Source organism: Chryseobacterium sp. 1B4 (assembly GCF_036631475.1).
Lineage (GTDB): Bacteria > Bacteroidota > Bacteroidia > Flavobacteriales > Weeksellaceae > Chryseobacterium.
Genome location: NZ_JAPNUF010000006.1, coordinates 24,298 through 43,963, shown reverse-complemented (window position 1 = coordinate 43,963; position 19,666 = coordinate 24,298). Strand labels below are relative to the sequence as shown.

Annotated in this window: 21 protein-coding genes and 2 pseudogenes; 8 read left to right on the top strand and 15 right to left on the bottom strand. The window is 33.8% G+C overall.

Features of this window, described 5'->3' with window-relative positions; genetic code table 11:
* Nucleotides 1–11: 11 nt before the first annotated feature.
* Nucleotides 12–1,049 carry a hypothetical protein gene (locus OWR28_RS05945; RefSeq protein WP_002980967.1) on the bottom strand — a complete coding sequence of 346 codons (1,038 nt, stop codon included), beginning with the start codon at nt 1,047–1,049 and terminating at the stop codon, nt 12–14.
* A 156-nt stretch (nt 1,050–1,205) separates the two neighbouring features.
* Between OWR28_RS05945 and OWR28_RS05940 the strand changes: the two genes are divergently transcribed.
* The 7 genes and pseudogenes from OWR28_RS05940 (at nt 1,206) to OWR28_RS05910 (ending at nt 7,046) form a co-directional block, all read left to right on the top strand.
* A complete protein-coding gene (locus OWR28_RS05940) occupies nt 1,206–1,487 on the top strand; it encodes a helix-turn-helix domain-containing protein (RefSeq protein WP_332385875.1) in 282 nt (93 codons plus the stop codon).
* A gap of 98 nt (nt 1,488–1,585) precedes the next feature.
* On the top strand, nt 1,586–1,756 hold the full coding sequence (locus OWR28_RS26870; RefSeq protein WP_494168434.1) for a hypothetical protein: 171 nt from the start codon (nt 1,586–1,588) through the stop codon (nt 1,754–1,756).
* Between the two features lie 229 nt (nt 1,757–1,985).
* On the top strand, nt 1,986–2,471 hold the full coding sequence (locus OWR28_RS26865; RefSeq protein ID WP_494168433.1) for a DUF4099 domain-containing protein: 486 nt from the start codon (nt 1,986–1,988) through the stop codon (nt 2,469–2,471).
* Nucleotides 2,472–2,582: 111 nt separating this feature from the next.
* Nucleotides 2,583–3,029, top strand: a complete 447-nt coding sequence (locus OWR28_RS26860) for a DUF3945 domain-containing protein (RefSeq protein ID WP_494168432.1) — start codon at nt 2,583–2,585, stop codon at nt 3,027–3,029.
* Nucleotides 3,030–3,049: 20 nt separating this feature from the next.
* A pseudogene (locus OWR28_RS26855) lies at nt 3,050–5,134 on the top strand (type IA DNA topoisomerase).
* 290 nt (nt 5,135–5,424) lie between these two features.
* On the top strand, nt 5,425–5,979 hold the full coding sequence (locus tag OWR28_RS05915) for a hypothetical protein (protein ID WP_332385873.1): 555 nt from the start codon (nt 5,425–5,427) through the stop codon (nt 5,977–5,979).
* Between the two features lie 356 nt (nt 5,980–6,335).
* Nucleotides 6,336–7,046 (top strand): CBS domain-containing protein, encoded by a 711-nt coding sequence (locus tag OWR28_RS05910; protein WP_180563616.1) that lies wholly within the window; start codon nt 6,336–6,338, stop codon nt 7,044–7,046.
* A 210-nt stretch (nt 7,047–7,256) separates the two neighbouring features.
* On the opposite strand, the gene OWR28_RS05905 is transcribed toward OWR28_RS05910, so the two are convergent.
* The 14 genes and pseudogenes from OWR28_RS05905 to OWR28_RS05845 all read right to left on the bottom strand — a co-directional run bounded on the left by OWR28_RS05905 (nt 7,257) and on the right by OWR28_RS05845 (nt 15,992).
* Nucleotides 7,257–7,577, bottom strand: a complete 321-nt coding sequence (locus OWR28_RS05905; RefSeq protein ID WP_332385872.1) for a restriction endonuclease — start codon at nt 7,575–7,577, stop codon at nt 7,257–7,259.
* Nucleotides 7,571–8,098, bottom strand: coding sequence for a restriction endonuclease (locus OWR28_RS05900; protein WP_332385871.1), 528 nt, complete (start codon nt 8,096–8,098; stop codon nt 7,571–7,573). Before OWR28_RS05900 ends, OWR28_RS05905 begins: the two co-directional genes overlap by 7 nt.
* Nucleotides 8,099–8,150: 52 nt before the next feature.
* Nucleotides 8,151–9,458, bottom strand: a complete 1,308-nt coding sequence (locus OWR28_RS05895) for a hypothetical protein (protein WP_332385870.1) — start codon at nt 9,456–9,458, stop codon at nt 8,151–8,153.
* Between the two features lie 147 nt (nt 9,459–9,605).
* The gene (locus OWR28_RS05890; protein ID WP_332385869.1) at nt 9,606–10,097 is read right to left on the bottom strand and encodes an ATP-binding protein; all 492 of its coding nucleotides are present in this window, start codon (nt 10,095–10,097) and stop codon (nt 9,606–9,608) included.
* Between the two features lie 5 nt (nt 10,098–10,102).
* On the bottom strand, nt 10,103–10,789 hold the full coding sequence (locus OWR28_RS05885; RefSeq protein ID WP_332385868.1) for a hypothetical protein: 687 nt from the start codon (nt 10,787–10,789) through the stop codon (nt 10,103–10,105).
* Nucleotides 10,737–10,985, bottom strand: a complete 249-nt coding sequence (locus tag OWR28_RS05880) for a helicase HerA domain-containing protein (RefSeq protein WP_332385867.1) — start codon at nt 10,983–10,985, stop codon at nt 10,737–10,739. The genes OWR28_RS05885 and OWR28_RS05880 overlap by 53 nt, the downstream gene beginning before the upstream one ends.
* A 182-nt stretch (nt 10,986–11,167) precedes the next feature.
* Nucleotides 11,168–11,446, bottom strand: a complete 279-nt coding sequence (locus tag OWR28_RS05875; protein ID WP_332385866.1) for a hypothetical protein — start codon at nt 11,444–11,446, stop codon at nt 11,168–11,170.
* Nucleotides 11,412–11,837, bottom strand: a complete 426-nt coding sequence (locus OWR28_RS05870) for a hypothetical protein (protein ID WP_332385865.1) — start codon at nt 11,835–11,837, stop codon at nt 11,412–11,414. The genes OWR28_RS05875 and OWR28_RS05870 overlap by 35 nt, the downstream gene beginning before the upstream one ends.
* A gap of 17 nt (nt 11,838–11,854) precedes the next feature.
* Nucleotides 11,855–12,418: a hypothetical protein gene (locus tag OWR28_RS05865; RefSeq protein ID WP_332385864.1), complete on the bottom strand. Its 564-nt coding sequence runs from the start codon at nt 12,416–12,418 to the stop codon at nt 11,855–11,857.
* A 475-nt stretch (nt 12,419–12,893) separates the two neighbouring features.
* The gene (locus OWR28_RS05860) at nt 12,894–13,433 is read right to left on the bottom strand and encodes a hypothetical protein (protein WP_332385863.1); all 540 of its coding nucleotides are present in this window, start codon (nt 13,431–13,433) and stop codon (nt 12,894–12,896) included.
* Nucleotides 13,434–13,489: 56 nt separating this feature from the next.
* Nucleotides 13,490–14,245 (bottom strand): annotated as a pseudogene (locus OWR28_RS05855) (HsdM family class I SAM-dependent methyltransferase); the annotation flags it as partial.
* Nucleotides 14,206–14,598: an N-6 DNA methylase gene (locus OWR28_RS26850; RefSeq protein ID WP_494168444.1), complete on the bottom strand. Its 393-nt coding sequence runs from the start codon at nt 14,596–14,598 to the stop codon at nt 14,206–14,208. The gene OWR28_RS26850 and the pseudogene OWR28_RS05855, both read right to left, overlap by 40 nt.
* A gap of 202 nt (nt 14,599–14,800) precedes the next feature.
* Nucleotides 14,801–15,349 (bottom strand): type I restriction enzyme HsdR N-terminal domain-containing protein, encoded by a 549-nt coding sequence (locus OWR28_RS05850; RefSeq protein ID WP_332386334.1) that lies wholly within the window; start codon nt 15,347–15,349, stop codon nt 14,801–14,803.
* Between the two features lie 274 nt (nt 15,350–15,623).
* Nucleotides 15,624–15,992 carry an XRE family transcriptional regulator gene (locus OWR28_RS05845; RefSeq protein ID WP_332385862.1) on the bottom strand — a complete coding sequence of 123 codons (369 nt, stop codon included), beginning with the start codon at nt 15,990–15,992 and terminating at the stop codon, nt 15,624–15,626.
* Nucleotides 15,993–16,632: 640 nt separating this feature from the next.
* On the opposite strand from OWR28_RS05845, the gene OWR28_RS05840 reads away from it, so the two are divergent.
* Nucleotides 16,633–19,623: a SusC/RagA family TonB-linked outer membrane protein gene (locus OWR28_RS05840; protein ID WP_332385861.1), complete on the top strand. Its 2,991-nt coding sequence runs from the start codon at nt 16,633–16,635 to the stop codon at nt 19,621–19,623.
* Nucleotides 19,624–19,666 lie beyond the last annotated feature (43 nt).

The window sequence follows — 19,666 nt, the reverse complement described above, 5'->3', positions numbered from 1 at the left end:
TTTCAAGGATTTTAAGAGGTTTGATTTTTTCGTTTTAAGTCTAAGATTTCTTTTATATTAGGAGGATATTCTCCATTAAAATATTCATAGATCAAGGGATTTCTAGAAAAAAAATGACCTGTCAGGTCTACCCAAGTTTCGATGGGTATTGTACCATTTATTTTAAACAATTTTTTTGACTTTGACTTAATTTGTGAATGATCTTTCCTATTATAATTAAGGTCAGAATCTCGTCTTCGGAGATATTCTTCTTCAGTATAGAAATGAAACGCTCCATCAAAATGTCTAAAACTAAGGGTGTTCATATCAAATTCTGCATGTACATATCGGACTGGAAAATAAATAATATTATCAATTTTTATTTTGATATGTTCACTTTTAAATTCTTCTGCCTGAAACGTTTTAATATTTTTTGATAAAGCCCATTTGATATCTAAGGAATAAGTATCTGCAAAGAAAAAATTAATTTCAGAATCGTTAAAATCAGGAGAAGGCCTTAGTTTTACCAATTGATCAGAAATGCTTTCTACATTTTGATTAAAAACAGAACCATACCAGGTATCTAGCTCTAAGATAGCCGCATTATTTACATCAATTTTTAAATTGTGTTGATCCAGGCTTATTTTTATTTCATCATAAACGGTAGGGTCTATATCCCAGAATTTATTAATGAATCGGGGCTGGAAACCATTTAGCGAGGAGTAGCTACGTCGAAATAAAGGGTTAGCCATTGTTATATAATTATCTGCAAAAAAATAGCCGTCAGAGAATATTTGCTTTTTAAATTTAGAATTGAGCAGCTTATAATCTAAAAGACCGTCTTTATCAGGAAGTAGATCTTCATTTAACTTCAGAAGAATATCATGTGATTCAACAACAATGCCTGATATTTGGGTGTACCTAAAATCTTGAGTAGTTAATTCTATATTTTTACTCGCTGCAAAACGGATAAAGTCAAGAATTATTTTTTCATTGTCTTTCAATGCCTTTTCTGCTTCTTTTTCCAGTTGCTTAATATAATTTTCTCTAAAATCAGACATTTCACTCATAATCGGTAGTCCTTACTATAAATGCTTTGTAAGTTACGATGCTTTTGGTTAAGATTCCATCATTCAATATTCTTTTTCGTAACTACGAAAAGTAGTGATTTTATATGATTTCTCTTGTTCAATTTTACATCACCAATAATCATAAAAATCACAGTTATGAATATCGAAAGAACAGAATTTATAGCCTGGATGGAGAGAATCATGGAAAGATTTGACCTACTGAAAGAACAAATGCTCAAGAACCAGTCCAGATTTATAGAAGTAGACGGAGAGCAGCTTCTTGATAACCAGGATGTTTTACAGCTTTTAAAGATAAGTTCCCGATCATTACAGCGGTACCGGACTGATAAAAAGCTGCCTTATTATACCATCAGCGGAAAGCTGTACTATAAGATTTCGGATGTCCATCAACTGATCAGAGAATGTTTAAACTCTTGATGGTAATAAGACATCAGCAGCCAAATTATTCATCACCATTCCAATCTTTTAGAGCATCATAATTGAGCTTATACCTTGGTTCCATTAAATGAAATACAATGGAAAATGAATTGATAAACGCTCAGGAATCCAATGAACTCAAACCATCAGCAGACACACTCCTTGTCCTGAACATTCATACCAATCAGGTTGAGCTGGTCAAAGGTGTAGATAAAGAAGGGAATCTTCAAAAAGTTCCTCCACAAGAAAAAAGGATAATGAGCAGCTGATCAGCGTTGATAAACATGGAGATATTTTCTCCAACTTCTTTTCCAACTTTTACCGGCAGCTCAAAATCCCACGCATTTCAACTTTTTTAAAGTTTCAGAATACGATGCCATCAATACCGCCAAGGATCTTCAAAAATATGTTGATCAGGCATCACCTGAAGAAAAAGAAAAACTGAAAGGCTACGAAGTTTTACCTCAACACAACAACAATCCAAAAAATCAAAATACAATGGACAACAACACAGACAATCAGGACTACCGTTTTCAGCCGGAACAGATCGACTGGAAAACGATGGAAAAATTCGGACTTAATCAGGAAAAGCTTGAAAAAATGAATGCGATGGATGCATTACTCAGAGGTTTTAAAACCAATACATTAATTCCGATTACTATTAATTTGGGAACGGCAGTAAGCAAAATGGATGTTCGATTATCCCTTCAGACAGGTGATACGGGACAGGTTGCCGTTCATCTACATGGTATCCGAAAAGAACCTAATCTTAACAGTAAATTCTTAGGCCATGAGTTCACGGATGAAGACAAGAAGAATCTTAAGGAAACCGGGAATATGGGCAGGGTAGTAGATCTGATCAATCCTAAGACAGATGAAATTATTCCATCGGTTATAAGCCGTGATCGTTTAACCAATGAATTGGTAGCCTATAGAGCAGAGTACATGAAAATTCCTGATGAAATCAAAGGAATTAGGCGATGAACACCAAAAACAAACTTTACTGGAAGGAAGACCATTGTATCTTGAAGGGATGACTTCCAAAAAGGTGAACTTTTCGATGCTACCGTACAGTTCAATGCAGACAAGCGGTATGTGGAATTTCTGTTCAATAATAATCAGACACCGCAACAAAGACAACAACACAATCAACAGCAAACTCAATCTACGGATCAAGAAGCACCCAAAGTATTCAGGGGAAAAGAACTGGATGATTCACAGTATGAAAAATTCAAAGCTGGGCAAACCGTGTACGTTGACGGTCTTACCGATGCTAAAGGTAAAGCCTATCAAGGTTATATTACCTTCAACAAAGAAACTTTTAAAACCGATTTCTCCTTCAATCATCCTAATAAGCTCAAAGAAGAGGCAAAGCCTACAGAAGATCATAAGACCCAAACTGCTGTTAACACCCATGGTAAAACCAATGAAGCTACTAAAAATGTGAAAGAGCCTTTAGAATCCAAACAGCAGCAGCCTATTAATAAGCAGCAGGAGGACCAGCAAAAAAAGGTCAGAAAACCAAGAGGACCCAAACTATAATAAACATCTAAATCCATCATATGAAAGCAATCATCGCAGAAAAACCCAGCGTTGCAAGGGAAATAGCCCAGTTATTAGGAGCCCATGAAAAGAAAGATGGTTATCTATCCGGTAACGGCTATTGTGTTACGTGGGCATTGGGGCATTTGATATCGTTAGGAATGCCGGAGGATTATGGTATAAGAGGCTTTAACAAAGCCTCTTTGCCTATCTTTCCCAAACCCTTTATTCTGACTCCCCAAAAACTAAAGAAAACAAAAGGCTATGAGCCTGATCCTTCCGCTTTAAAACAGCTCAACACCATAAAACAAGTCATCAATCAATGCAGCAGTATCATTGTCGCCACAGATGCAGGAAGGGAAGGAGAGCTGATCTTCCGTTATATCTATCACTACCTACAATGCAACAAACCTTTTGAAAGACTCTGGATCAGTTCCCTTACCGAAAAGGCAATACAGGAAGGTTTTACGAATCTTCAGCCAGGCGATACCTTTGACGGTTTATATGAAGCTGCTAAAGCCAGAAGTGAAGCGGACTGGCTGGTAGGCATCAATGCTACCCAGGCATTAACCATCGCAGGGAACCAAGATGTTTATTCCTTAGGCAGAGTGCAGACCCCAACCCTTGCTTTAATCTGTCAACGGTTTCTTCAGCATCAAAACTTCACCAAGCAAAAATACTTTCAAATCCAGCTCAGTCACAGAAAAGAATATACAGATTTCACCAGTGTTTCACTATTGCAATGGGAAGAAAAAAGCAGGCAGAACAAATCCAAAAGATTATAGAGCGAGAGGGAAGAGCTATTGTAGAAGATGTATCTGTTAAAAAAGTACAGGAGCAATCTCCTTACTTTTCGACCTAACAGAATTACAGAAAGAAGCCAACAGGAAACTGGGGCTTTCTGCTGATGAGGTTTTACAAACAGCCCAAAGCCTCTATGAGAAACAGTTCATCACTTATCCCAGAACCGGAAGCAAGTATATTCCTGAAGATGTATGGCCTGAAGTTCCTGAGCTGGTCAGAATCCTCAATGCAACCGATCATTTCAAACCAGCCATATCTATTTTAAAATTTGGAAACTTCAACAAGCGGATCGTTAATGATCTAAAAGTTACCGACCATCACGGATTACTCATAACCACTAAAACACCTTCTGCACTTTGCACTACGGAAAAAGCCATTTACGAGATGATTGCTTACCGTTTATTGGAATCCCTATCCCACACCTGTACAAAGCAAGTCACCCAAATCCAGATAAAAGTCCATCATTATGAATTCCAGATCAAGGGCTCAAAAATACTCAATCAAGGCTGGCGAGCCATCAAGGAATTCTCACTGACAATGAAAATTCCGATAATAAAAATGAAGTCCTTACTGAACTTCCGGAATTCAAAACCGGAGATGAGCTCAAAATATCAAAAACAGAATTATTAGAAAAAGTAACGCAACCTCCCAAGCTTTATATAGAGGCCGACCTTTTATCGGCGATGGAAAATGCAGGCCGATCTATTGAAAACAAAGAAGAACAGAAAGCACTATCCAATATCGGCATCGGAACCCCGGCTACCAGAGCTTCCATTATTGAAACCCTGCTCAGCAGAAACTATATCATTAGGAAAAGCAAAACACTAATTCCCACCGATAAAGGTTTACAAGTTTACAACTTTGTCAAAGACAAAAAAATAGCCAATGTCCAAATGACCGCAGAATGGGAAATAGCACTGGATAGAATTGAAAAAGGTGAACTCAATAAAACTCAATTCATCAACGACATCCAACACTACACAGCAGAAATCACCAGCGAACTTTTATCACTCCATATTCCTCAAGAAAATATTCCCCAACTCAAATGCCCCAAATGCCAACAACATAATGTTATTATCAAGGATAAAATTGTCAAATGCCCAGATGAGCAATGCAACTGGATCCTCTTTAGAACCATATGCGGAATACAACTTAGCATAAAAGATCTTACCTTATTATTAACTCAAAATAAAACATCATTAATCAAGAATATGAAAAGCAAAAACGGTAAAAATTTTGATGCTTTTATCATTCTAAAAAATGATTTCAGTACATCATTTGAATTTGGAAATAAGAATTAATTTCAAAAATTAATAGAATAAAGAAGCAGCCGATAGGCTGCTTCTTTATTCTACATCTTATCCAATTCTTTTAATTCCTTAAAATAAAGTCTAAAATATTTACTACTTTTTTGAATTTTGTTAGCCATTATGATAGTGATATAGTAGGGAATTAGATTATAATAATGTAATACAATTATTTAAAAAGTATAATTAAGTATTATGGTATAATGATTAGTAAAATCTTAATAATATTTTTATAGTATTGTAAAGTAATATTTATTATTTAAATTTAAAAATATTTCAAAACCATGAAGACATTTATACAAATCAAAATTAACTTTTTGAAACTTTGCTTTGTTATTGTATTTTCAACTATTTCATGTATCAAAACATACGCCCAAAAATTTGAAGATATATTTTTAGCTAACGATTTTGTACTTTATAAAAATACAACGGTAAAATTAAAACAAGATCTCATTGGAGTCAACTTTAGTCACAATTTTTATGGTGATCTAAAAGATCTTCAAAAAGATTATGATAATAAGGTATTATATCCCTCAGCAGCATATAATTTTCAAACGGAAAAAGATTCTTTAAAAAATAGAGTTTTCATTATTGAAAATATTATTGGCAAAGACGGAAAAACATTTAATATAGAAAACTCAGGTTATTTTGATTCTCCTATTTTTATCTTGAAAGATGAAGTAAAAGCCCAAACCATTTACTATAAATACGATAAAAAGTTTGAACATAACTTCCCTTTTTTAGTTGCTGATATAAATTACCCTGTAGATTTTTTTGCTCCCAACTCTCAGAAAATGATGATGATTTTACCAATGAAAAAACTATTAGAACCCCAATGACGGAAGGCAACAATTTAGCTCCCGCATCTTTAACAAAGGTTTCAAAAAAGGAAGACCATCTGCTTATTACCTAAGTTTAAGAGCTTATGGCAATACGGTTAATGTAAATGAACGAGGGGTAATTCTAATATTTGAAGACAATACTAAATGGATTAAAAACGCAGAGATAGATGTGGAAGCAGATAAAGATAGTTATGAATACTCAGTATTTATAACTTTATCTCAAAATGATCTTAAGTTGTTTTCGACTAAGCGAGTAAAAAAATTTAGACTGTACATATATGATGCTACCCTTAATGCAGGTTTTGCCAGTAAATTTTTGAATTATACAAAGTGCTTGTTAAAAAGATAATAATATGACAAATGCAGAAAAATTTTTAGATATTTATAATCAACTTGATAAATTTCTAAAAAATGGTAACAATCAGAATCATGAAACTTTTGCCTCAAAAATAAAAAGTAGCAAAAATTCAATTATAAAATCTTACCGAGATAAATTGATAGATTATGGAGAACTTAGAAACGCTATAACACACACACCTAAATTAGGTGGCAATTATATTGCAGAACCTCTGGGAGAAGTTGTTAATGAGTTTGCCATGATTTTACAAAAATTATTAAATCCACAAAAGGTTATTCCTTTATTTTCTTTTGAAGTGACTGGAGCTAACGAAAACGAGAGACTAGATAAAATTTTGAACATAATGAGGGAAAAATCTTTTTCGCAATTTCCTGTATTTGACGAAGGTGGAATGGTTACGGAGCTAATTAATACAAATACAATTTCAAGATGGTTAGGAAAAAATATTAATCAGAATGAAATCATGGTGGAAAATCCTATTATCAAAGAATTGATAGTCGATATTGAGTTTAAGAAAAATTTTAAATTTATATCGAGAGACTGCGATATTTATACTGCCTATGATTTGTTTATTGATCAAATAAATATCCATAAAAGAAATCTCGATGTATTATTTATTACAAACAGCGGTAGTGAAAATGAAAAATTATTAGGATTAATTACTATAGAAGATATTGCTAATAAAGTTAAGAACGTTCACTCATAATAGAGTTCTGAACACGATTGCAGCATAGTGAAGAAATTGTTTAATATTAAAGCGTAAGATTTTGAATTACTGTATTCAACTATTCGTTATGGTTTTTAAAAAGTTTGTTCATAAAGAACTTCCTGCAAATCCTGTAAAGGGGTCCAAATTCCAGATTTAACTTTCAGGTAAGTATGGCATAGTGTGACGATTTTTTGTTCATCTCCAAACTTAATTTTTTCTTTCTAACTCTGTTAAACCTTCAAAAGCATTTGAGGTAAAACCGTATGTTGATAAAAACAAACCACTCTCTCTCTTTTCCTTGCAGATCACTTTTAGAAATTCCTTCACGGATTTTTGACCTACTAGCTGTTTGGATTTCCAGTGCTTAATCTCGACGATGTACTTAATGGGACGTCCATTTTTTACGATCTCCAAAATAATATCCTTACCTCCATCTTTGCTTGATGGTGTAAGGGTTACATGAAATGCCAAACCCTCAAATAGCTCAGCTATTGTTTTCTCGAATTCTCTCCATTCTATTTTTAACAAAAGTTGGGATCTTCTGCTATTTTTTCAATAAATGTTTTGCTTACAATTTTGATGATATCTTCATATTCATAGGTGTTTAGTTCAGATTCTATTTCTATTTTAGATGTCCAAGTTTTGAGATCATCTAAGGTTAATAGTTCCACTTTTAAAGGATCAGTACTATTTACAAAACGATAGCATGAAGAGGTAAATGCTACGGGCGCAAACATAATAAGACGATCATACGGATAATTGAATGCGAATGAAACTCTCTCGTGGACACGTTCTTCTGTAATGTTTTCAGTCGAGTTTTGAAGAGAAATACATATTCTGTCTCGTGGATACTCTTTGAAACACATGAAATCAAAATTACTTGTATCAGGACTTGGATTAAAGATTGTTGTAAAGCCATCATTAGATAATAATTTCGAAATGACCTGATGAAATGTAAAGCAAATTTCCCGATCGTCTCTTGGACTTGTTATAGAATTTTCTAAAACAAGAATATCACGTACAAGCTGATCTTTTGTTGAGGGAGTCATAATTTTAATGGTTAACGAAAGTTATAATCCTAGAAATTCCAGTCCAGCATTTCTATTTTTGAAAAAAGAAAGAATCCATATATTTCCAAATGCCTCCGGTCTGACCATACACCATATTTCCCCCTTGTTCATTCTGATAAAGCATGCGCAAAACTATTTCTTTTACATATTCTGTTTCATTAAATAAGACAATCACTTTTACTTTTACTTCTGCAATTGCTGGTGCCTGATGTTCGACGGATAATATTTCAAAAGATTTTAAGTTCTTTTTTTCAAAGACTTTTCGAATTCTTCCCGCTTCCTTACCCATATTAAATTCATTTGAAAATAAACAAATCTGTTTAGCCATCTGCCCATAGTTGTTTTTCTGCCAATTTATTAAAAAACGGACAGCATCTCTTTCCGGAGTATATTCTTCATAATCTGCTTCGTTTCCTTGAGCTGGAAAATCTTGGTTTACTATAGGTTTTCTATCTTTCCAGTAATCCATATGTTTATCCATATCTTTCATCTTCAATTTGTGTTGTTGATAGTTGGAAATGGTATCTTTTAGATCTGAAAAAGTTTCTTTTAAAGTAGGAGTGTTTTTTTCTTTAAGGGGACGTTCTTTATTTTTCTTTAGAGCTTTTGCCCAATCATTAATGGCAAATAATGTTAACCAAGCTTTCCCTGCAACATATTTATTAGCATATGAAAGATCCCTTCCATGCAAAATACCATTACGGTAAGGAAAGAATATTTCTTCAGTGGTCGTGGCCTTTCTTGTTACATTTAATATATCTCTAAGTTTAGAGAGGCCTGAACTATGAGCAGCAATAGAATCCCAAGCGGTTAGATCAGTATTTTCCACGAAAAAACCTTTGCTTTTGCTAATGTCATTGACAGTACCATCAATAATCATTAATAGTAAGGGGACAGCAGAATAATATCTTTGAGCTTTTGTATCTTCAAATGCAGCTTTAATCAAGACATTACGCAATCTAAATTCTGGAATACCGTAGGTTGAACTTATCATCCATTGCATCGCTTCAGATGTGTAATAATTGGCAAGCTTTTCCTCTGCTTCATTTATATTGCCTGCTTCAGCCAGAGCAATGCACTCCAAGATCAAATCATGATTTCCGGACTCATGTGCAATCCAACCACGTTCACTAAAATAATGGTTAAACTGATCAGGACTTTTTGAAATTTCTTCAAACTGCTTTTCAATTTCATCAAAGTTTTCAAAAGCATCCAAAATTCCTTTGGCTCTTGAACTAAAGGGAGCAAAGAATGATGCGATCTTTTTTACTGATTTTCCTCCCTTGAGATTATTTCTAAATTCTTCAAACGAAGAATTGTCTTCAATTCTGTCACTCATAAGATGTTATTAGGAATTATATTTAATTTTAAAAAAAAATAACTTAAAAAATCTGAAAAACTATTTTTTAATTTTGAAGAATAATTCTATTAGTTTATATAGGTAAATTAAATTTTATATGGAATAGTGGAATTTGTTGCAACCTGTCTAAATCCAATTTTCAATTAATCTTATTGTTTTATTATCTGGTTCGTTTGCTTTATCTATGGAAGAAATGTCAACCATAATGGGGATTTGTAGGCATTGGCCAGCAATTATACATGTGCCAGTCGGCAAAATGGGTAATGATTCAAAAGAAACTTTATCCAAGTATGACACAGTTCTCTCAACAGCAATAATATCATTATTATTAATTAATCGGTGTAAAATGAAATTATGCAGTTGTGAAATAATAGTTGCAGAAATATCCGAAGGCCTTTGACTGGCTATTGTCATAAAAACACCAAATTTTCGCCCTTCTTTTATTATTTCCTCAAACGTTTCTAATCTATAGTCTTTCCATGTTTCACTTTCTCTTTCGGAAATAAATGAAAGGATATTGTGAGCTTCATCAACTATTATATTTAATGATTTTTCTTTTTTTCTATTGTATTTCTTATGTTCGGAGTAAAGTTTTTGTGATACAAGTAAGGGAATCATTTTCTTTATATGCGTGTTAGTTTTATGTAAATTAATAACACAAAAAAATTATCATCCCAAAAGTCCTCTTCATCTAAATCATCTACAACTTTAATTACAGCATCAATATCTTTATTGAAACTTTTTAGTTTATTAATAACTGGAGAAATATGTTCATTTGCAGCTCTATTACTAAATATATCATGTATTAACTGTAAATAAAGGAAATGTATAATTCTCGAAATAAAGTCTTTGCTAAATTCATATTGATTTACTTGCTGGTAAAGTAAAGTTTCTTCTATTCTTTCTGGGTGACTTCGCAAATATGTTCCATCAAACATAAACTCACTTAGTTTATTATTAAAATCAACATCGCTAGCTAAATCAATTTCGATATCATCGTCGTCGTATAGTGGAGGTAAAATTTCTCTAAAATAATCAAGAAGTAGCTCGGCTTTAACTTTATCAGCCATTTTATATACATCTTTAACCCTTTTTCTGAGGATATTCTGAAAATATTCTAAAGCATCTTCTGAATGGAAAATTTTTTTATAAAACTCTAGTGTTCTTGCTACAAATGGTTTTTGCGTCTTTTCCGTCGCATTTGCAATTATACTGAACAGATCTTTATCAAGTAAATCGCTTTCATAAAAAATAAGTTTATCCTTCTTTCTTGTAGCACGAGTACTTAGATTGTAAACTTTTTTCTTCAATTATACTATACTTTGATTCATATTCTCCGTTAAAATCAAATAAAAGAAATTTTGCATTTTTTTTAAACTTTTCCTCGTGCTTAAATTTCAAGAAAAGTTCATAGTATACTTTTGCCAAGGTATATGATTTACCACTTCCAGTGTTTCCAAAAATACCAATATGGCTGGCAAAAAGTTCATTAATGCCAATTTCCACATTTTGATTGGGCTCATGAGTTAGAGTTCCAATATTTAGTGGTAAATCAGTTTTTCCTACAAACTGGTGAACATCCTGAAATTCTTTTTTATCTAGCAGAAAACATTCGTTATTAATTAGAGGAAGCTCTTTAATGCCCCTTTCAAAACCACGTTTTGTAAAAAAACCTAAGAGTTTTACTATTAAGATTCGCTTAATTTTCTTTTTTCATTTGTATAATTTTTATCAGTAAAATTGGAATCCTCATAAATATATTCGCCGTCAACTTTACCGATGATACGATTAAATCCTTTTGTAATTTTAATATAGCTATTTACCGAAATATTTCTAATTATTTCGCCATTATACAGTAGATGCGAACTATTTTTACTTTTATCAACTTCAATTTTTATCGTCCTACCTTCCACTGAAACTACTTTACCAACTTTAAAAATAGAATCTTTTTGTAAATCTTTTTCCATTTCTACAAGCAATTAATATTATCCAACATTTTTTAAAGATCGTTTCATTGATGGCGTTAAGATTAAAATTGTCAATCTCATTTAATAATTCCACATTAGGAAAATCTTTTAAATCAATATTATCCAATTTAAGATTATTAACTATATCAGTTGCAGCTTTAGTGTAAGAGGAAATAAAAACTTTTAGAGTAGGATTAGATCTTATGGCACGGAAAGTAATATCTCGGATATGCTCGTCTGCCATTGAAAAACCGAAAATAAATAAGACACTATTTTCTTTTTCTAGTTCATTAGCGTAAAGCCTTAACATTTCATAATATGATTTATTGAATGTAGTATCTTTGAATTTTGCTTTTGTTGGATTTACAACCTGTAGCATTTCATATGCCACAACGAAATCTGTAGTATCTACAATTGTTGCTTTCTCTGCTGCTTTAACAATCTCTTTAAAGGGAATATTTTTTTGTATTTATTCCAATAATCGTTATCTAGTTTAATTATGTCTAAAAATTTAATTTTATTGTACTCTTCTTCAATTGAATAAATTGTATCAATATCATTAAACATTAATTGATTGTCCTGAAGTTTCCATGTAATTGATCCATGTATTTTTAATAGATTATAGACTGGAATTTCTGCAATATTATCATATTGAAGACTTTTTTGATAGGACGATTTCTTAAAATTGCTTAGGCTAAATGTTCTTTTAAAAACTCCACTGAATCCGTCATTAAAATGTAGATTTAAGTCTTCAATTACTTTTTCTAAAAAGATATCAATATTTGTTGTGAATAAGTTAGTTTGCTTATTTACGGTATTACTTCTTCTTTGATATATTATTTGATTAATTACTCTTAAAAAATCTTTGTAACCTTTATAAGTGTTCTGTAGTTTTTCAATGTCATTGTTTGGCACTGAAACTAATTCATCTTTTATTGATGTGATATTATGTAAGACAATATTTTTCTGCATAGCTACTACAAAGTAACTTGCATATAAACTCGCTTTAATATAATCTCTTAGATCGACTGGTAATGTTGTGTCATTTTCAAGTTCAGTCAGCCAAATTTCAATATTTCCTAAGGTTCCAAAAAAGGATTTGAAAGGCCTGAACCTATCAAAAAATTTATATTACAATCTTGTATTATGTTTTGCCAAGTCTTTAGCTTGTCGTCAAATGGATTTGGGGTGGCACTCATGTTCTATGGTTATTATTTACAATCAATACATTCGAAAATTGTTGTTATAATCTTCGTAATAAAGAGGTTTTATCAAAAGTATAAATTATTTACATAGAATTATTACTGATTTTCGTAAAATAACGTCATATTGACATGAAATGATTAATGTTGTTATAGATCATTTTAGTAATTTCATGGAGTAACATTAGATTCATAAAAAAATCCTTAAATTAATAAGGATTTTTATCAAATAATAAAGATGAATATTATAAAACGTTTTTACTCAATTCGAGAATATTTTCGGCCTCTTCAAGTTTTAGAACATAATTGTCTTCAATTTCTCGTATTTTTTTAGATAGCTTTATCTGCTCTTCTACATTATATTTTTTTGTATCAATTATAATTCTGTCAACTTGCTCTGGTGTAAGCTCTATTAAACCGGTCGAACCAGTATAAAATCGAGATATCTGTACTGCGCCAAAACCTAATCTCAAAAAATCTGATAAGTAATAAGGATTAATTTTTGTGTCATCAACTCTTATTATCGTGACATGTCCATCGGCAATTGCAGGGATATCTAGATCGAAGACGCAACATTTGCCAAGGGTACCATCGCCAGTAGATGACAATAATACATCTCCTTTCTTTATAATGTTAATATTTGTTTGAGTTTCGAGTGACTTTTCAACAAATTCATCATATACAGATTTTTCTATCCAATCTGCATTAGTCGTGATGATTTTCCCTAATTTGCTAATATTACTACCTGCTTTTATAACTAATGCGTACCCATCTTGTTCGTCCACATAATTATCAGCTGAGGGGCTTTTCCCTCTGGAGGTTGCAATTAAATTTAAATCCTTTAAAGTTGGGTTTTCGTTTTTAATAGGTTTCTAATTTCCTCTCTGGTTTCAAAATTCCAATATTTATAATCAAATCTATGCGTATCATCATTGTAAATATCTTTTATATTGATATCAAAAGCCTCCCAATTATAACCCATTCTTTTGCTTCCAATATTATGATCTAAAACCTTTGATTCAATTTCATTTAAAAATAACTCTTTATTAAAACCACGAATTTTATCTCCCGAACCCTGATAGCCTAGTGAATCAAATTTACAGACTGTCGTAACATAGTTGTCTTCAAAATCAAAATCGGGACTAGCACGCTTTTCTAAGTATAATAGACTAGATTTTACATTTATTTTGTTTGGTTTAAATGTTTCATTAGGTAAGCTTACAATACATAATAATTTGCAATGTTTTAAAATGAATTCTCTTAGATTCTTTCCAGAATCAGTGTTTAATACACCTTCGTCAATAACGGTGCAAATTTCACCTCCTGGAATGGTACTGTTAATCATTTTTTGGATGAATAAATATTGACCTTTAGAAGACGAAACCTCGAATTGTTGCATGTCGTTTAGACTCAAAGATTCACCTTCGGAAGTTCCGAAAGGAGGATTTGTCATAATTAAATCACAGTCAGGAGAAGAGTTTGACCAATTTATAGAAAGATCTGACAGACTATCTTCATTTTGAATGTTCGTATGTCCATCACCTGCAATTATCATATTCATTTTTGCAGATGCTGCGACACCTTCGTTAGCATCTGATCCAAAAAAACTTCTTCTTTAAGTTTTTTTATAGATTGGTCGAATGTCGCTTTTGTAATTTCTCTTAACCTAAGTTTATTATTTAGCTGATCTATTGAATCTTGTAATAGATATACGAGAAATCCTCCAGTTCCACAGGCAGGATCTAATACTTTAATCTTAGATCCTGAAATTACTGAATTAACAATTTTCCTTCTGCCTACCAAAGCAGTCATAGCTTGGACTAACTCTCTTGGCGTAAAATATTGACCTAACTTTTTTCCTTTAAGGGTAGCTCTAACAAAATATTCAAAAGCAGCTCCTTTCGAATCTAAACTACAATCATAGAACGAGACCGAGGATAAATCCTTTATAATTGAATGAAATGTTTTAGGATTTTTAGTTTTATTTTTTCTTGTAAAACTTCGCCATAATTTGTTCGTCTAATAATACTTTCAATCATACTTAGAACTGAATCTCTCACCTGATCAGACTCACTAGCTGGTTTAGCTGCTAATTCATGAAATCTATATGAATAGGGAAGAATAAAATCTTCTTCAACATCACATTTTTCCTCTAATAGTTTAAGGAATAACAATTTTGAAAAATCTGCAAAAGCACTTTCTTCGTTTTTTCAATTTTTCTAATAGTACTATGACATTTGTAAAATAACGCATTTAGCTGTCTAAGCGGTAATCCAGGTCTAAAAGGTAAACTATTATCACCTGAAAGAGGGATATTTAACAATTCGGGATTAGATTTTAAAGTTCTAATCACAAGTTTTAATTGTTCTTTTGTCGGAATTTTATCGATTGTTTTTCCATCCCAATTTATTCGATTACCATTCTGTGTATTAAAACATTGTATATCATTACCATTTGTAACGATGAAGAATGGAACATTGATTTCTCTTGATTTAGCATACTTGATAGCTTGATCTTTATCTTTGGAAGTTAAATTTTTTGATATCCTTTTTGCCTCGATAAGAAAGGCTGGCTTGTTCTTCCCCAATGTTACAAGTACATCTATATAACCTTTAGAATATCTATCAGTCTGTGAAACTGCTGTCTCAAAATCAAAATCTTTTTCAAGATCATAACCTCGTCGACTAAGGTATGGGAGGATTTTTTATAACCGTTTCAGTTTCAGTTTTTATATTTGCCATTATTATAATCTGTGTCAGATTTATTAAATTCTTGTTGATAATTATCCCCAAAAATACAAAAAAATGAAAGTATATTTATCAATTCTTTGTATTAGAATTTGCATGTATATTGTCGAACTTATTGCGAATTCCGACTACTTGAAAGAATATGAATTACTTATTTTATAGTTAAATAATTAGTAAATAAAACAAATCCTGACATTGTCAGGATTTATTCTTTAGAATTTATTATTGTTATTGCTTCTGGATTTTAGCATATTTTTCTTTAGCATCAGCTTCTAGATTTTTATAAAATAATTCCTTTTCAGCAGTGAGCTTTTCTTCTAAATTATAAGATTCATTAATGATCAATAAGATATTATCCAATGATTGCAAGATAAATATGGAATTATATTCTATTTTTAATGATTGACAAATCTTAAGTAAGATTTTCCAACTAGTAAAATGCTCATATCTCTCTAACCTGCCAATTGCCGTATTGTTAGATCCAATTAAGAGACCAAGGTTTTCCTGAGATATTTTTTGTCTTAGCCTTTCGACTCTAACTATACAACCGATTTGTAAGGCTAAAAAGTCAATTTCTTCATTACTGTATTCTTGCATATAGTAAAAATTGAAATATTAGACGAAATTATTCGATACAAATTTGTATCGAATAATAATTTTTTATTATATTTGTAAAATAGGTTACAATAAATGTAACTTTGCGATACTTCAACGAATAATAGAAGCTATTGCTTAGAATCTCGCTTAGAAAACTGGTAATTTACGGAACGAGAGGATAAGTATTAAGCTCACGACCTAGGCGTGGGCTCTCTTATCTGTTCCAAGGTATACCAGTACCCCTAAGCTGATATTGTAGAGTCCCATGCCACTTTTTTCCAATGCAGTTCGCTTTATCTCTACATCATAAATCTAAGCCCGCTTCCTAAACATAGTATCAGACTACACGATACAATAGGAGGGTACAACCTATTGCGGCTTTAAAAAGCTTTCACGGGAACACAGATTTCATTCATATTAAATTCTTTCCGGTGCCTTAAGGTCACTGCTATAGAACCTCACCAGTCCTTTTCCACACCAAAGGGCATCAGGAAAGTCTTTATCTAAAAAATGAATCAAAAAACTACTCAACTTAAAATCAGAAGAAAGAAAAAAGCCCCTTCCCATAGTGTTTGGCGACCAACGGGAAAGAGCGTAGTTCAGTAATTAATCTTTAGAAATTAAAAACCTTTACAAATCTATGAAAAATTCCTATTACCATATAGGAGGCATTTTCTTTGGGCTCATGCTTACTGCTGTAAGCATTAATACAAAAGCTCAAACACGCACCATTTCCGGTACCGTAACCTCATCGGGTAAACCCCTTTCAGGAGTCATAATCTCCCAGGAGGGGAGTAATCAGGTAACCATGACCGGCAACAACGGAACCTATACTTTACAGGTTTCAGCAGAAAATCCCATCCTATTGTTCAGACACCCTGATTATGCAGAAGAAAAATTCACGCTCACTAATCAGACCGTCGTTAATATCAGCTTAGAACAAAAAGTAAAGGGAATCGAAGAAGTTATTCTCAACGCAGGCTACTACAAGGTAAAAGACAAAGAAAGAACCGGTAGTATCGCCAAAGTTTCAGCAAAAGATATAGAAAACCAGCCTGTCACCAATGTTTTATCAACCGTACAGGGAAGAATGGCAGGAGTGAATATCACCCAGAATTCAGGAGTTCCGGGAGGCGGCTACAGCATCCAAATCCGGGGACGTAACAGCCTGAGAACTTATGCCAACAGTGAAGTCGATGGCAGTCAGCCTTTATATATAGTGGATGGTGTCCCCGTGGGAAGCGGAATGACTGCTGCTTATGGTGCCAATATTTTGTCAGATGCCAACCTAAATCCTTTAAGCAATATCAGCCCCAATGATATCGAAAGCATCGAGGTTTTAAAAGATGCAGATGCCACGGCTATCTATGGTTCAAGAGGAGCCAACGGCGTGGTACTGGTAACGACTAAACGGGCGAAGAAAGGATCTTTAGGGCTTTCCGTTAATACATCCTATTCTTTAAGCAATAGTCTTTCCAATCTTACCATGATGAATACGGAGCAATATCTGGGAATGCGCAGACAGGCTTATGCGAATGATGGAATTACCGTATATCCGGCCACTGCTTATGATATCAACGGAACATGGGACCAGTCCCGTTATACGGATTGGTTCAAAACACTTCTTGGTAATACATCGGTTACCTCCAATGTCCAGCTGTCTTTATCGGGTGGCGGGGAGAAGACCTCTTTTCTGGTAAGTTACGGACATAATGAGCAGACTACAGTATTTGCCAAAGATTTCCGGTATAAAACCAATACATTACTGGGTAACCTGTCACATCGCTCATTAGACAACCGGCTGAACTTTACCATGTCAACACTCTTTTCCAAGCTGGAACATAATGTAATCAGCCTTGACAATACCGGCAGTGCTTTGTTTCTGGCTCCCAATGCTCCTGCTCTGTACGATTCAGGGGGAAATATCAACTGGCAGAACAATACTTTTGATAATCCTTTGGCTGCGTATAACAGTACCTATTCCAACAACAATATTCAGTTCATGAATAATTTCACGGCGGGTTATGAACTTATGAAAAATGTACAGGTCAGACTCAATGGAGGAATCAGTTATCAGACCTTTGATGAACTGTCATTGCAGCCCAATACGATCTATAACCCATCATTAGGGATAGGCCCTGCCAATTCCAGGGCGTTACAAAGCAATAAAAGCAGAATGTCCTACACTTTGGAACCGCAATTGAACTGGACCTTTAAAAAAGGTAGCCATCAGGTGGATGTCCTTGCCGGAGGCACCTATCAGAGCGATCTGAATACTCAGGGTGCCATACAGGGATATGGTTTTACCAGTAATGCATTTATTGAAAATATTGCCGCAGCTACTACCAAGCTGATCTCGGACCAGACCAAAACAGAATATAAGTATACAGCCGTCTTCGGAAGACTTAATTATCAGTTTGACCATCGCTATATCATTAATATTACGGGCAGAAGAGACGGAAGCAGCCGTTTTGGAACCAACCGTAAGTTTGCGAACTTCGGGGCGGTGGGAGCGGCCTGGCTGTTCTCCAACGAAAGCTTTATGAAAGAACTGTCCTGGCTCTCCTTTGGAAAGCTGAGAGGAAGTTATGGCTCATCCGGAACTGATAATATTGGGAACTACCAGTATAACGATACGTTTATCACTTCTACCTTAGGATATAATAATGTAACAGGACTGGTTCCTTCCAAACTTTTCAATCCTAATTTCAGCTGGGAGAAAACCGTCAAATTAGAAGCCACACTCGAAATGGGATTCTTTAAGGACAGATTTCATGTTACGGCATCCCATTACCGCAACCGTTCATCGAATCAACTGGTAGGCTATCAGCTTCCATCGGTAACAGGGTTTACTTCAGTGCTGGCCAATCTGGATGCCACCATTCAAAATACGGGGTGGGAATTTGAGATCGCGGGCCGTCCGTTTACCGGAGCTTTTAAATGGGAAACATCTGCCAATCTGAGCATTCCCAAGAATAAACTTCTGTCGTTTCCGGGACTGGAAGGGTCTACCTATGCCAACTCTTATGCCATAGGCCAATCCGTTAATATTATAAAATTGTATCATCTGGAAGGTATCAATCCTCAGAACGGTCAGTATATCTTTACGGATTACAACGGTGACGGCAGGATCACTTCCCCTGATGACAGGCAGATTATTAAAAATATAGGCGTAGAGTTTTTCGGGGGCTGGAGCAATAATTTCAGCTATAAAAACTGGTCATTGTCACTTCTTGTCCAGTTTGTCAAACAGCAGAGCCGCAATTTTAATTATCAGATGTCTTCCCCCGGACTGATGCGGAACCTTCCTGTAGAGGCCTTGAATGTCTGGTCACCCGACAATCCTAATGGATTGTATATGCCGTATCATGCTACCGCATCACCCCTGCACAGTTTATTTCAGATGAGCGATGTCACCGTGTCCGATGGGTCATTCATTCGGTTGAAAAATATTCAGCTCAGCTATCGGATTCCTCTGCAGGGGAAGCTCATCAGAGAAGCCAAGATTTATTTTCAGGGCCAGAACCTCTATACCTGGACCAAGTATTTCGGGCTGGACCCGGAGTTTTCATCTTTAGGATTTCTGCCGCCTCTAAAAACGTATTCTTTCGGCATGCAGATTAACTTTTAAAACCAGTACAATGAAACTTTATAAACAATTCTATATCATAACA

Coding starts and splice junctions, on each gene's coding strand:
- OWR28_RS05840 (WP_332385861.1), top strand. CDS start 16,633: ATGAAAAATTCCTATTACCATATAGGAGGCATTTTCTTTGGGCTCATG.
- OWR28_RS05895 (WP_332385870.1), bottom strand. CDS start 9,458: ATGAGTGACAGAATTGAAGACAATTCTTCGTTTGAAGAATTTAGAAAT.
- OWR28_RS05915 (WP_332385873.1), top strand. CDS start 5,425: ATGAAGACATTTATACAAATCAAAATTAACTTTTTGAAACTTTGCTTT.
- OWR28_RS05945 (WP_002980967.1), bottom strand. CDS start 1,049: ATGAGTGAAATGTCTGATTTTAGAGAAAATTATATTAAGCAACTGGAA.
- OWR28_RS05900 (WP_332385871.1), bottom strand. CDS start 8,098: ATGACTCCCTCAACAAAAGATCAGCTTGTACGTGATATTCTTGTTTTA.
- OWR28_RS26870 (WP_494168434.1), top strand. CDS start 1,586: ATGGAAAATGAATTGATAAACGCTCAGGAATCCAATGAACTCAAACCA.
- OWR28_RS05890 (WP_332385869.1), bottom strand. CDS start 10,097: ATGATTCCCTTACTTGTATCACAAAAACTTTACTCCGAACATAAGAAA.
- OWR28_RS05875 (WP_332385866.1), bottom strand. CDS start 11,446: ATGGAAAAAGATTTACAAAAAGATTCTATTTTTAAAGTTGGTAAAGTA.
- OWR28_RS26865 (WP_494168433.1), top strand. CDS start 1,986: ATGGACAACAACACAGACAATCAGGACTACCGTTTTCAGCCGGAACAG.
- OWR28_RS05940 (WP_332385875.1), top strand. CDS start 1,206: ATGAATATCGAAAGAACAGAATTTATAGCCTGGATGGAGAGAATCATG.
- OWR28_RS05845 (WP_332385862.1), bottom strand. CDS start 15,992: ATGCAAGAATACAGTAATGAAGAAATTGACTTTTTAGCCTTACAAATC.
- OWR28_RS05865 (WP_332385864.1), bottom strand. CDS start 12,418: ATGCAGAAAAATATTGTCTTACATAATATCACATCAATAAAAGATGAA.
- OWR28_RS05910 (WP_180563616.1), top strand. CDS start 6,336: ATGACAAATGCAGAAAAATTTTTAGATATTTATAATCAACTTGATAAA.